11 protein-coding genes are annotated in these 13,504 nt (G+C 71.9%); 2 read left to right on the forward strand and 9 right to left on the reverse strand.

The window, feature by feature from the left end:
* Positions 1–20: 20 nt before the first annotated feature.
* The 9 genes from FNH24_RS16815 to FNH24_RS16855 all read right to left on the reverse strand — a co-directional run bounded on the left by FNH24_RS16815 (position 21) and on the right by FNH24_RS16855 (position 10,775).
* Positions 21–1,049: an SIS domain-containing protein gene (locus FNH24_RS16815; RefSeq protein ID WP_152363363.1), complete on the reverse strand. Its 1,029-nt coding sequence runs from the start codon at positions 1,047–1,049 to the stop codon at positions 21–23.
* Positions 1,050–1,060: 11 nt separating this feature from the next.
* Positions 1,061–1,249, reverse strand: a complete 189-nt coding sequence (locus tag FNH24_RS16820; protein WP_152363364.1) for a Trm112 family protein — start codon at positions 1,247–1,249, stop codon at positions 1,061–1,063.
* A 123-nt stretch (positions 1,250–1,372) separates the two neighbouring features.
* Positions 1,373–2,746, reverse strand: a complete 1,374-nt coding sequence (locus FNH24_RS16825; RefSeq protein ID WP_152363365.1) for a phosphohexomutase domain-containing protein — start codon at positions 2,744–2,746, stop codon at positions 1,373–1,375.
* A gap of 95 nt (positions 2,747–2,841) precedes the next feature.
* Entirely contained in the window at positions 2,842–3,171 is a 330-nt protein-coding gene (locus FNH24_RS16830) for a DUF3499 domain-containing protein (protein WP_425486898.1), read from the reverse strand.
* A 179-nt stretch (positions 3,172–3,350) separates the two neighbouring features.
* On the reverse strand, positions 3,351–3,791 hold the full coding sequence (locus FNH24_RS16835) for a metallopeptidase family protein (protein WP_152363367.1): 441 nt from the start codon (positions 3,789–3,791) through the stop codon (positions 3,351–3,353).
* Positions 3,792–3,837: 46 nt separating this feature from the next.
* The gene (locus tag FNH24_RS32265; protein ID WP_152363368.1) at positions 3,838–5,400 is read right to left on the reverse strand and encodes a DUF5719 family protein; all 1,563 of its coding nucleotides are present in this window, start codon (positions 5,398–5,400) and stop codon (positions 3,838–3,840) included.
* The gene (locus FNH24_RS16845) at positions 5,400–8,729 is read right to left on the reverse strand and encodes a glycosyltransferase (protein ID WP_152363369.1); all 3,330 of its coding nucleotides are present in this window, start codon (positions 8,727–8,729) and stop codon (positions 5,400–5,402) included. Before FNH24_RS16845 ends, FNH24_RS32265 begins: the two co-directional genes overlap by 1 nt.
* 280 nt (positions 8,730–9,009) lie before the next feature.
* Positions 9,010–9,261, reverse strand: a complete 252-nt coding sequence (locus tag FNH24_RS16850; protein WP_152363370.1) for a WhiB family transcriptional regulator — start codon at positions 9,259–9,261, stop codon at positions 9,010–9,012.
* Positions 9,262–9,500: 239 nt separating this feature from the next.
* Positions 9,501–10,775, reverse strand: a complete 1,275-nt coding sequence (locus FNH24_RS16855; RefSeq protein ID WP_152363371.1) for a hypothetical protein — start codon at positions 10,773–10,775, stop codon at positions 9,501–9,503.
* 237 nt (positions 10,776–11,012) lie between these two features.
* On the opposite strand from FNH24_RS16855, the gene cofD reads away from it, so the two are divergent.
* A complete protein-coding gene (cofD, locus tag FNH24_RS16860) occupies positions 11,013–11,993 on the forward strand; it encodes a 2-phospho-L-lactate transferase (RefSeq protein WP_152363372.1) in 981 nt (326 codons plus the stop codon).
* On the forward strand, positions 11,990–12,928 hold the full coding sequence (gene cofE, locus FNH24_RS16865; RefSeq protein WP_152363373.1) for a coenzyme F420-0:L-glutamate ligase: 939 nt from the start codon (positions 11,990–11,992) through the stop codon (positions 12,926–12,928). The genes cofD and cofE overlap by 4 nt, the downstream gene beginning before the upstream one ends.
* Positions 12,929–13,504 lie beyond the last annotated feature (576 nt).

A 13,504-nucleotide genomic window follows, 5' to 3' on the forward strand; every position in this document is an offset into this window, starting at 1 on the left:
CGTCCGCGTCGTCGGTGCGGTCAGACCTCGTGGTAGCGGCCGAGCCCGACGGCCAGGTAGACCGCGGCGAACATCCCGGTCTGCAGCAGAGTGACGTAGCGCTCCACGTCGGAGCCGCCGCGGTGGCCGATGGTGCAGGTCCGGACATCGTTACGCTCGGCGGCCGACAGCAGTCCGTTGTGCGCCGCCCTGATCAGGGGATCGGTGTCGCCGTCATCCAGGATCAGCAGGCCGGGCCGGCGGTCCTGCGGCAGGACGTCGGTGAACGGGTCCGCGAACGGATCCCGCGCCGCCGCGCCGTCCAGGATCGGCAACAGCTCCCCGACATCCGCGGCCAGCGCCGCTCGGCCGGTGCCGGCCCGGAGCGCCTCGGCCACCCGGCGCGAGGCCCGAGCGGCGAGCACCGAACCGCCCCAGACCAGCGGATGCGCGTCGGCCAGGCTGAGCGCCAGATCCTTGGCCGGATTCTCCGCCAGATCCCTGTACGGCGAGCACTCCTCGGAGATCAGGTCCATCGCGTCGGCGACCAGATCCGGCCGGACCTGGGGACCGAGCTGAGCCAGATGGAGCGCGTCCAGCACGACGATCGCCGCGGCCAGCGGATCGGCCGTGGTGGTCGGCAGCAGCGTGGTCGAGCGGGAGCTGGTGTGGTCGGCCACCGCCGAGGACTCCGGGCAGGCGACCAGCGACAGGCTGCCCCGCCGGGTCGCCTCGGCGACAGTGACGATCAGGCCCTGCTCGGCACCGTCGCTGGCCATCGCGATCACCAGGTCGAGCGCGCCGACCCAGCCGGGCAGACCGTGGTGCGGCCAGGCGACGAACGGCACCGGGCAGACCGGCTCGAGCATCGCGCGGATGAAGCGGGCCTCGGAGCCGACCGCGACCACCGCCCGGGGTCGGGGGTTGTTCGCCACCTGCCGCTTGGGCCCCTCGGCCAGCTCGGTCTCCCGGCGCAGCCGGGCCCCGGCCTCGGCCAGCCGCCGCAGCACGTGGTCGGCGCCGGTCAGCGCCTGTTTGTCGTCCAGCCAGGCATCGTCGAAGACGGTCATCGCCGGGGCTCCTAGGAGGCGTCCGGACGGCGGGCCTCGTCGATCAACAGGATCGGGATCCGATCCCGGACCGGATACGCCAACCCGCAGTCCGGGGCGACGCAGGTCAGCTCGTCCCGTTCATGATCAACAGCCAGCGATCCGTGACAACTCGGGCAGGACAGGATCTCCAGCATCTCCGCCGCCAACTCAACAGCCATCCCAACCCACACTCCTCGATCTCGCCTTCCGCACGCTAAACGTACTCACCCAACCCCGACTTGTCAGAACTAGGGCACGCCAGAGCGGCCCCTAGTTCTGACAACTCGGGGGTTGGGCCAGGGTCAGGTGCGGATGAGTTTGAGGGCCTCGTCGCGGATGGCGATCATGGTGGGCTCGTCGGCGGCTTCGACGTTGAGCCGGAGCAGCGGCTCGGTGTTGGAGGCACGGACGTTGAACCACCAGTCGTCGGCCGCGACGGTCAGACCGTCCAGCCGGGCCGGCTCGCCGCGGCCCGCGAAGGCCGCCGCCAGCCGATCCATGATCAGCTCCTGGTCGGCGACCGTGCTGTTGATCTCGCCCGACTCGACGTAGGTGCAGAACTCCTCGACCAGCTTCGACAGCGGTACGTCAGCGCGGCCGGCCAGGGCCAGGACATGCAGCGCGGCCAGCATCCCGGTGTCGGCGCCCCAGAAATCCCGGAAGTAGTAGTGCGCCGAGTGCTCGCCGCCGAAGACGGCATTGTACTCGGCCATCGCCGCCTTGACGAAGGTGTGCCCGACCCGGGTGATCACGATCTGACCGCCGCGGGCCCGGACCAGCTCCGGCACCGCCCTGGAGGTGATCGTGTTGCAGACGATCGTGCCGCCCGGCTCCCGGCCCAGCTCCTGGCCGGCGATCATCGCGGTGATCACGGACGGGCTGACCACGGCGCCGGTCTCGTCGATCAGGAAGCATCGGTCGGCGTCGCCGTCGAACACCAGCCCGAGGTCGGCCCGGTGCTCGCGGACCGCGGCCTGGGCATCGACCAGGTTCTCCGGCTCCAGCGGGTTGGGCGGGTGGTTCGGAAACGTCCCGTCCGGGTCGGTGTAGAGGCCGATCAGGTCGAGGTCGAGTGGCCCCAGCACGGCGGGCAGGGTGTGTCCGGCCATCCCGTTGCCGGCGTCGGCGACCACCTTCAGCCGTCGGATCCCGGTCAGGTCGACCAGCGAGTGCAGGTACGCGGCGTAGTCGGGCAGCAGGTCGCGCTCGGTGATGGTGCCGCGCCGACCGTCCGCCGCCGGCTCCTCGACCACGGACCCGGAGCCGGGGAGCACCCACTCGGCCAATGCCTTGAGGTCGCCGGCCGCGACCGGCAGCGCGCCGGCCCGGCAGAACTTGATCCCGTTGTCCGGCGCCGGATTGTGGCTGGCGGTGAACATCGCGCCGGGCAGTCCCAGCGCCCCGGAGGCGTACCAGAGCTGGTCGGTGCTGGCCAGCCCGATGTCGATCACGTCGACCCCGCGCCCGGCCACCCCGTCGGCGAACGCCGCGGCGAACTCGGGGCTGGTCAGCCGCATGTCCCGGCCGATCACCAGGGAGTCGACACCGGGTTTCAGCCCGCTGACGTCGACCCAGGCCGCGCCGATCGCGCGCGCGCCGTCGCTGTCCCAGTCCGGATTCGGCTCGATGGCGCGGCCCCGAATGTCGTTGGCCTTGAAGATTCCCGGTGTGATCATGGCGCGGCCATCCTAGCCAGAGTTGTACCGGCAGGGCGGTATCGAGCCAGGACCACCTGACGCCCAGCCGCTACCCGTCGGCGGGGTGAGAAGGGCTACTGGTCGGGGTCGGCGAGGACGGTGAGGTGGCCGCGGCGGCCGAGCTCGACGACGCCGGAGGAGCGCTGTTGTTGATCATCGCCGGTGCCGGCCGGATCCTCGTACCCGAGGCCCACCTCGCGGACCGCGTCGGCCAGGGCCAGCAGGTCGTCGGTGCTCTGTTCCGGCTCGTCCGGGATGGCCAGCCGGATCACTTCCCAGCCGCGCGGCGCGGACAGCGCCTCGGCATGGCGGGAGCAGAGGTCGTACCCGTGCGGATCGGCGCGCGTGGCCAACGGCCCGAGGACGGCAGTGGAATCGAGGTAGACGTAGGTCAAGGTGGCCACCGCCGTGCCGGAGCACCCAGATCGGGAGCATCGCCTGGAGGTCACAAGAACTGACGCTACCCCCGCCGCTCGCGTAACGGCGGCATCGCCGCGCCGCCATGATCAACAAACCCCGACTTGTCAGAACTAGGGCACGCCAGAGCGTCCCCTGGTTCTGACAAGTCGGGGTTGGGTTGGGGTTAGTCGTCGTAGTCGGTGTCGCCTTCGGGGTCCAGCTCGTCGACGCTGCGGCCGGTCAGGGCGGCGAGTTGTTCGACCACGGTGCGGTAGACCAGGATCCGTAGGCCCTGGCGGGTGGCGGCCCGGTGTTCCAGCGGGCGGCGGTAGACGACGACCTGGCTGAGCCGGTCGGCGTCACCGGAGACGGCCGCGGCGAGGGGCACCTCGGAGCCGGTCCAGGCCCGCTCCAGATACGGTACGTCCTCGATCCCGAAGGTGATCCCGACCAACGCGTCCGGGCAGTTCCGGCCGATCCGTTCGACCGCCTCGTCGACGGCGTCGGCGAAGAAGTCGGCCTTGTTCGGCGACCGGAACGGTCTCGCCGGGTGGCGACTGAAGTTGTTCGGCAGGGCCAGCGGGCCACGCAGGCCACGCTGATGCCGATCCCGACGGCTGGACACAATGATCAACCCTACGTCCGCCGGCCGGTCCGCCGGCGCACGACGCTCAGCGGGCCGACCACGGGTCGTAGCTGGCCGGCCTGATCCGGTCCGCGACGTCCGGCGACGACACGGCGAAGGAGGTGATCCCGGCGACGTCGGAGTTGCCGGTGGCGCGCTGCACCAGCCCGGCGTAGACACCGGCATTGTCGGGGGTCCGGACCACCAGATAGGCGGGCAGCGGTGAGGAGATCGACCGGCTGACCGTGCTCGACGCCGCGATGCTGATCTTCTCGGAACGGACCTCGACCCCGGCCAGGCTGATCACCTCGACGGTGACCTCGACCGGGTCGGCGCCGACGTGGCTCAGCACCAGCTGGCTCTCCAGCCCCGACTCGCCGATGAACGGCAGCACGCCGACCTGCCGCAGCGGTGCCGCGGCGGCCTGGACGGCGAAGTCGGGCACCACCTTGTCGCCGCCGGCGTCCTCGCTCGGGGCGTCGGACCGGAGGGATCCGGTGACCGGCTGCTCGCTGGTCAGCTTGATCGCCGCGGCCTGCTCGACCAGGCCCGGGCCGAGATCGACCAGCGCCGTACTCTCCGGCGGCACGTCGACCTGATCACCGCCGGCCGGGACGAACTCGCCCTGCTGGCCCAGCGCGGCGATCTGCACCGTGGCAGCCGTCCGGCCCGGATTGACGACGGCCAGCTGCCGCGCGCCCGCTCCGTCCGGGACCCCGGGGATGATCACCTCGGTGCCCGGCGCCGCCGAGGCCGGATGCCAGTCGGCGCCGCGCGGATCGTCGCCCTTGGTCCGGTAGTCGCGCGCCATGGCGGCGACCCGGCCGCGCGAGGCAACCACCTCGACGGTCAGCGGACCGTCCACATCGATCAGGGAATCGACGCCGACCACCCGGGACTGCCGGCCGGCCACCTCGATGCCCGGACCGCCCGGCACCGGGACCTGGCCCTCGGCACCGAGGAACCGCAGGTCGACCTGGGCCGGGGTGTCGTCGGGATTGGTGATCACCAGTTCGGTACGCCAGGCCGCCCGGGCCCCGATGCCGACGAAGAGGTGGCTGTTACCGGGCTTGCTGCAGGTCGCGCCGAGCAGGCCGGCATTGGCGCCGCCACTGCCGTTGGTCAGCGTGGCCGCGTTGCTGGCGGTCGCCAGCCCGCGCTCGCCGGTGACGATCAGGGTCGACTTCGGCGCCGACCGGATGATCCCCTTGCCGGCCTCGGTGACCTGGAAGGCGTCCTTGTCGCTGCCGACCGGGGTCGCGGTGAGTTGGCCCGGCCGGTCCTCGGCCTGGTGATTGGCCACCGCCTGCACCATCGAACGGGCCTCGCCACCGCCCGGCGGCGCCGGGCAGACGACGTTGGTCCGGCCGATCACCGGATCCTGGGCCGGCGGCGAGTCGGCGACCGCGGGACGCAGCAGCGTCCCGACACCGAGCAGCACCGCGATGCCCGCGACGACGGCCAGCACGCCCGCGCCGCGCATTCCGGCCTCGCTCAGTCCGCCCCCCTGCGATCCCGCACCGCGCGGACCCGCACCGCGCGCCCGGGTGCCCCGCTGGGGGGTACGGGGTTCGGCCACCGGACGCCAGCCCTCGTTGTCGTTCGACATCAGACCTCCCCCGCCCCGGCCGCGGCGCGCCGGGCCGACTTCGCCGGATCGCGCACCTCGGGCCGGCGGATCGCCGGGGCGGCCAGGATCGCCGCGACGGCCAGCGCCAGGCCCTGCAGGGCGAGCAGCCAGGTCGCGGTCGGCAGTTGATATTCCAGCCGGCCGCCGCGCTCGGGCAGCAGGAAGGCCTGTTGCCAGCCGCCGTCGACCGGGGCCAGCGGGACGCCGTCCAGGGTGGCCCGCCAACGCCAGTCGGAGGGTTCGCCGATCTCCAGTCGCCGGTCCGGCCCACCCGGTTCGATGGTGGTGGCGCCCGGCGGCACCGGAGTCCGGGTCTTCCCGTCGACGATCACCGCGCGGCTCACCGGCGGCTCCACCTGCCAGACGGTGCCGCGGAAGTTTCCGCTGGCCGCACCGAGGCCCGGGGTGTTGGCGATCAGCGCGAGCTCGGCTTCGTCGGCCCCGGTGACCCAGACGTAGCCGACACCGAGCCGGCCGAGCTCCGGCGCCACGTCGGCGTCGCCGGTGCCGGCCACCAGCCGCATCACCAGATCGGTGGCCTGATTCCGGGCATCGGCCGAGCCGGCCAGGGCATAGCCGCGGTCGGCATCACCGAGCCGGGTCTGATCCTCGTCCACCACCGAGTAGCGCAGGTCCTCGCCGCCGGCGTCGATCGCCAGCACCCGGACCTGGGAGGCGGAGGACATCGCGTTCTGCACGTACGGCGGTAACGCGTTCAACGGTTGTCGGCTGATCGGACCGGTCGCCCCGCCGACCATCCACCACACGCCGGCGGTGACGGTCACCGCGCCGATCAGGACCCCGGCCAGCACCGACGCCGGCTGGATCCAGGAGAAGCTGCGGTCGCCGAGCTCGCCGGCCCACCCGTCCAGACCGACCCCGGCCGCGAGCAGCAGCGCGGCGAACCCGAGCAGCAGATATACCCCCGACCAGGGCCGCGCCTGGTCGCCGATCGGCGGCAGGTTGACCACCAGCCGGGAGACGATGATCGCCATCGCCAGCGCCAGCCCACCGGTGGACCACGCCGAGATGACCGTGTACGAACGCGGCCGGCGACCGATCGCCACCACGGCGAGCAGCCAGATCAGGCCGAACACCAGGGCGCTCAGCCACAACGGCGGCAGCCCGGCACCGGCCGGCCGGCCGATCAGCAACTCCCAGACCCGGCTCGCGTCGCCCACTCCGGTCAGCGCGGCGTCCGGGCCGACCAGCACCCGGCCCCAGCTGGTGATCAGGCTAGGCCACCAGGGCGCCAGCACGACCAGCGGGACGCCGAGCGCGATCAGGATCCGGCCGGCCTTGCGCGGCACCCGGCGCAGCACGATCGCACCGGCGGCGCCGACGATGATCGCGAACAGCAGCAGCGACGGCTCGAACGAGACCAGCACGACCAACACCAGCCCGGCCCCCCAGCCGCCGCGCCAGGCTTCCGGGTTGCGCGGCCGGCGCAGCACCAGCGCCCGGACCGCGAGCAGCAGCAGCGGCAGCACGGCCGCGATCACGGCCAGCCCGAGCCGGCCCTGATTGGTGCCGCCGAGCAGCACCGGCAGCACCGCGTACGTCCCGGCGACCCAGATCCGCAGCCGACGGTCGCCGATCATCGGCCGGACCGAGAAGAAGCAGGTCAGCAGGCAGATCGGCACCACGCCGCAGAGCAGCAGCGTGACGAACCATTCCGGCTGGCCGAGGGTGATCGTCGAGCCGAGCGCGACCAGCGCCAGCCACGGCGGGCTGGACTGGCTGGCGGCGCCGATGATCGGATCGATCGCGGCGGCCCAGGCCGCGGCCAGGGACTCCGGGGCCGGCAACAGGGCCGGCGCCGAGAGGGAGCCGAGCCGGAGCAGGTCCCGGGCGGCGATGATGCTGCCGATCAGGGTGACCGCCAGGGTGATCACGATCGGCGCCAGCCAGGGGCTGTGCGACTTCTCGTCCCGGCCGGTGCTGACGAAGTCGTCCGCGGTGAGGTCGTCCAGCAGCGCTTCCTCGCTGGCGCCGGCGACGGACTGGTAGCGGTCGGCGACGGCGCCGCTGAGCGCTTCGCCGGCGAGCCGGAAGCTGCTCCACCAGGGTGGCCGGAGCTCGCGGACGATGTCGCCGGCGCCGGAGACCGGGTCGATCGCGGCGACCCGCTGCCGCATCCGCCGGATCCGGCCGGGGTGGACGACGAACGAGCCGAGGGCCAGGAGCTCATCCAGGGAACGGCTGGGAGCCTTGCCGATCAGGTAGCCGATGGCGCGCAGGATGCAGCTCCAGGCGAGCCTGATCCAGGTCCAGATCACCTGTTGCCCCGGAGCGTGCGCGGTGACGACCAGCATGCCGAGCAGACGGTCGGTCTTGCCCGGCCGGCGGCCGGCGATGCCGCGGCGGCGCAGCCCGGCCCGGCCGACCTGACGGTGCACCATCTCCGCGGCCGGGGTGGTGACGACGCGATAGCCCTGCAGGTGGGCCCGCCAGCCGAACTCGACGCCGTCCCGGAAGACCGGCACCGCGGCGTCCAGGCCGCCGAGCTCGGACCAGGCGTCGGCCCGGACCAGCATGCCGCAGCCGGAGACGCCGAGCCGGGGCCGCGGTTCGTCGTGCTGACCCTGGTCGATCTCACCCGGGTCGAGGCCGAGCTCGCGCCGGCCGGTGCCGGAGATGGAGACGCCGACCTCGCTCAGCCGCCGGGTCGCCTGCCGCCGCTTCGGCAGCAGCAGCTTCGGCCCGGTGATGTCGATCCCGGGCTCGGTCACGACGTGCGCCAGCAGTTGGTAGAGCGCGTCCGGCGCCGGCACCGCGTCGTCGTGCAGCAGCCAGTACCAGTTCTCCCGCTCGTCCTCTTCACGGACGTAGAACAGCCGGGTCTCGGCGGCCTCGTTGATGGCGGCCGAGTCTTCGGCCAGCGCCGTCCGCACCGCGTCGCCGTAACCGGTGCCGGGTTTGCCCTGGTAGACCGCGTCGAGGATGCCGCGGGTCATCGCGTCGTGCAGCAGGTCGAGGGTGGCGTCGGAGGAGCCGTTGTCGATCGCGATCAGCCGGGTCGGCCGGACCGTCAGATGGGACAGGCCGGTCAGCGTCGCGGCCAGCCAGCGCTCGGCGTCGAACGTGACCAGCACCGCGGTGACCTCGCAGCGCGAGACGTCGACCGGGCGGCTGTAGTCGTCCTCTTCCCGGGCCCAGGCCCAGGGATCGACCTCGCCGTCATCGCCGATGGTGATCGCGGACAGCTGGGCCGTGTCGATCAGCGGGTCGAGGTCGTACGCCGCCGGCGGGGGGCCGAGACTGCGCCGAGGTTCGAGAGCATCGTCGGGCACGATATCTCTGGCCATAGGGATTGCTGGAACCTTTGCAAGTCGTCTTCTCCACGGACCCGCTGATCCAACGAGCAACCGATCCGGCCGGTTCCTCGCCGGCCGTCGGACGGGTCGGGTGGAGGGTGATCTCCGATCCCTGATTGTCCACCGGAACGGCACTCGGCGGGGCCGGGCGTCGTCGCGGCGAACAAACAAGGGCGCCCTGATGGGCGCCCCACACTCTATGCGACCTTGTGCCGACACTCCATCCGAGCGCGCTCGGACGTGCCGTCCCCCGAGCCCGGCCCGGAGGGGATCAGACGGCCCGCTTCTTCAACTTCCGGCGTTCCCGCTCGCTCAGACCGCCCCAGATGCCGAACCGCTCGTCGTTGGACAGCGCGTACTCCAAGCATTCGGTACGCACCTCGCAGGACAGGCAGACCTTCTTGGCCTCCCGCGTCGAACCGCCCTTCTCCGGGAAGAACGCCTCGGGATCGGTCTGGGCACACAGTGAGCGTTCCTGCCAACTCAGGGTGCCGAACTCGTCGAACTCTGCCTCTTCGTGCATCAGCTGCGCCTCCTCGACCCGAATCCTGTTTTCGCCCGATGCCCGCATCCCTCCGGCTCGCGAAGCCGATAGGAGACGATCAGGTGTTGTGCGACGACGGGGATGGGGAGTTTCCCATCGGCGAACAACATATGTGAAATTACATGCCTGTCAATACCGAGAAGTCAAGTGCTGACCTGATAATGCACCGTCCGTAGCACACCGGGAGGGCATGCCACGATGACCCCCGGTGCCCCCGATCAGTTCGGCCGATCCCACCAGTTCGGTTGCGCCTGGCGCGAGTCGGATCCGCTCGGTTGCTCCCCCGGCTGGGCCGGCGGTTGCGCCGGCCCCGGTTGGTTGGCGCCCGGTTGGTACGGGCTCGACTGGTGGTCCGGGCTCGACTGTTGATAGGGGCTCGACTGGTCCTGGTGTTGCTGACCGGGGTCCTGGTCGGACCGGTCCTGGTGCTGCTGGCCCGGATACCCGATCGGGGCAGTGGGCTCGTAGCCGCGGGGCTGCTGGCCCGCCGGCGGATAGCCGACGGCGCCGGGCTGGCCGACCGGGCCGGTGTGCTCGTACGCGCTCGGGGCCGACCCGGGCGGCTGCTGGGCCGGTGATCCGCCGGGATCCTGCTGGCCGCTCGGGCCCGGTTGCCCGATCGGCCCGGTGTGCTCGTAGCCGCTCGCGGCGGAGGAGGCCGGGGTCTGGCCGGGCTGCGACCAGCCCGACGGGGACCCGTGTTGATCATGCTGCCCGTGTTGATCATGCTGTCCGGGGTGAGCGGGCTGGGTCGGCGAGTACGGCTGGTTCGGCGAGTGCTGCGGCTGCCAGGCCCCGCCGGGGCCGGCCGCCTGCGGTGGCGGCGGCGCGGGCGGGGGGGCCGACTGCGGCGCCGACGGCTGGGCGCTCGGCGGCTGCTGCGGGGACCAGCCGCCGCCCCAACCCTGCTGCTGAGCCTGCGGCCCTGGCTGGCTCTGTGGTCCCTGCGGACCCTGTGGTCCCTGCGGACCGGGGCCGTACCCGCCGTGCTGCGGGACGCCCTGCTGCGGATAGCCCTGCTGGTAACCCTGCGGGCCGGGCGGCAGTGCGGCCATCGGCCGCGGTGCGGGCGCCGGCAGGGTCTGGAAGACCCGCCACAGGACGAGCACCAGCAGGCCCGGGATCACCAGGGTGGTCAGGTCGGTGAGGAAGCCGAGCACCTTGCTGCTGTGGGCCGGACCGACCAGCCCGAGAATGGTGTAGAGGAATCCGAACAGGATCCCCACGCCGAGCACGATCATGGAGATCAAGGTCAGCAGGCGGGCATTCTGGGTCCGGTCCTGCGCGCACCAGGCGACGCCCACGACCAGCAGCACCGACAGCAGCGGGTCGATCGTGCTGGTCCCGATCACGGCCGCGCCGTAGAAGATGTCGATGCCGTCACCGACGTCGAAGAAGAACACCCCGAGCAGTTGCGCCAACGCGCGCACCGCCGCGGCACCGAGCAGGATGAACACCACCAGTTCTCGAAACCGCTTCAGCTCGTCGAGCATGGTCTCCCTACTTCGCCTGAGGATCTCCGGGCCGGAGATCCCGATCGCTGTGGCCCCCGCGCCCGGCCGCGGCTCCCGATCGGGGCCGTCGCCGTGTTGGTCCCGTACCTTAGCGGCTCCCGCACCGACCTCCGCCACCGAATCGGTGCAACCCGCCGAATCCGAAGCGGGAACGGGCATCCGGGCAGTTCCGCACCCGGGTTGGCCGGACGGATCGCCGTGCCCCAGACTGATCCGGTGGAGATCGCAGTCCTGGCCGGCGGGGTCGGCGGGTCCAAGTTCACGGCCGGGGTCCGGCACGCCTATCCCGACGCGGGACTGTCGGTGATCGTCAACACCGCCGACGACATCACGCTGCACGGGCTCCGGGTCTGCCCGGACCTGGACACGATGATGTACACGCTCGGCGGCGGCAACGACGCTGCTCGCGGCTGGGGCCGAGCCGAGGAATCCTGGCGGATCAAGGACGAGCTGGCCCGCTACGGCGTCGAGCCGTCCTGGTTCGGTCTCGGTGACCTTGACCTGGCCACCCATCTGGTCCGCACCCAGCTGCTCGAGGCCGGCTATCCGCTGTCCCAGGTCACCGCGGCGCTGTGCAGCCGCTGGCTCGCCGACGATCCCGGGCTGCGACTGCTGCCGATGTCCGACGATCGGGTCGAGACCCACATCGTGATCACCGACCCGGAATCGCCGTCGGGCCGACGGGCCGTGCACTTCCAGGAATACTGGGTCCGGCTGCACGCCGAGCCGGAGGCCTTGGACATGGTCCGGGTCGGGTTGGACGAGGCCGGCCCGGCCGAGGGCGTCCTGGCCGCGCTGGCAGCGGCCGATCTGATCTTGATCGCGCCGAGCAATCCGGTGGTGTCGATCGGCCCGATCCTGGCCGTGCCGGGGATCGCCGCGGCGATCCGCTCCGGGCGGGCGCCGGTGATCGGGTTCGCCGGCATCCTCGACGGCGCCCCGGTGCTGGGCATGGCGCACCGGCTGCTGCCGATGATCGGGGTCGAGGTCAGTGCCGCCGCGGTCGGCCTGCACTACGGCGCCCGCGGCGCGGACGGGGTGCTCGATCTCTGGGTGATGGACGACGCCGACGCGAGCTCGACCGACCGGGTCCGCGACGGTGGCCTGGGCGTGATCACCACCAATCTGATCATGAGTGAGCCGGCGGCCACCGCCCGGTTCGTCAGGAAGGCCGCGGCCGAGGTCGGTGCGGCATGATCACGATCTTCGCCCCGGCCGGGATCGGCGAGATCGTCCCCGGCACCGAGCTGGCCGAGTCGATCATCGCCGCCGTCGCGGCCGACGATTCCGGCCCGCTGGCCGACGGGGACATCGTGGTCGTCACGTCCAAGATCGTCAGCAAGGCCGAGGGACGCACCGTCCGGGCCGACGACCGGCAGGCGGCGATCACTGCCGAGTCGGTCGGCACCGTGGCCCGGCGCGGCGAGTCCCGGATCGTGCACACCCGCGGCGGGCTGACCATGGCCGCGGCCGGAGTGGACAACTCGAACGTCGACCCGGGCACGGTGCTGCTGCTGCCGCTCGACCCGGATCTGAGCGCCGAGCGGCTGCGCGCCGAGCTCACCGCCCGGACCGGCCGCCGACTCGGCGTGATCATCTCCGACACCTCCGGCCGGGCCTGGCGGATCGGCCAGACCGACCTCGCGATCGGGGCGGCCGGGGTGCGGGTGGTCGACTCCTACGCCGGCCGGACCGACCCGTACGGCAACGACCTCAAGGTGACCGCGGTGGCGATCGCCGACGAGCTCGCCGCGGCCGCCGACCTGGCCAAGGAGAAACTGACCGGCCGTCCGGTCGCCGTCGTCCGCGGCCTGGACCGGCACGTCGTCGACCCCGGCCCCGACGTCACCCCGGCCCGCGACCTGAACCGCGCCCCCGGCGAGGACTTCTTCCGGCTAGGCGCCCGCGAGGCGACGATCCTCGCCGTGCTCACCGCCATCGGCCAGGCCGATCGCTACGAGGCGGTGCTGGTACACCACGACCCGAAGGCCATGATCGACGACGTGATCACCGGCGCCGCCCTGGACGGCTCCTCGCTCTCCGTCGAGAGCATCGAACTGCTCCGCCGCGTGCTGACCGTCCACGCCGACCTCGGAGCCGTCGTCCCCAAGGTCGACCCCCTCGACCCCTGACCGCGCATCCTCTCCTGATCCACCCGGGCGCGCTCCGCGTCCCTCATCCCCTCGGGCCCGGCCCCTGTTCATTTCTCTACCTGTGGCGACTTCCGCGCACCAACCCGACCCGGACGCGCGCATTTCTCTACCTGTGGCGACTTCCGCGCACCAACCCGACCCGGACGCGCGCATTTCTCTACCTGTGGCGACTTCCGCGCACCAACCGGCCCGGACGCGCGCATTTCTCCACCTGTGGCGACTTCCGCGCACCGAACTGGCCTGGACGCGCGCATTTCTCTACCTGTGGCGACTTCCGCGCACCAACCCGACCCGGACGCGCGCATTTCTCTACTTGTGGCGACTTCCGCGCACCAACCCGACCCGCAAGTGCACGTTTCTCGACCGCGGTCGACTTCCGCACGCCCAACCAGCCCGCAGGCGCGCATTTCTCCACCACGGTCGACTTCCGCACACCCAACCAGCCCGCAGGCGCGCATTTTGAACCGCCCCGGGGTGTCTGGAGACTTCATTAGTTGGAGGATGGAGTTATGGCACGTCCGTCGAAGTATCCCCGTGAGGTGCGGGTGCGTGCGG

Source organism: Microlunatus speluncae (genome assembly GCF_009299835.1).
GTDB lineage: Bacteria > Actinomycetota > Actinomycetes > Propionibacteriales > Propionibacteriaceae > Microlunatus > Microlunatus speluncae.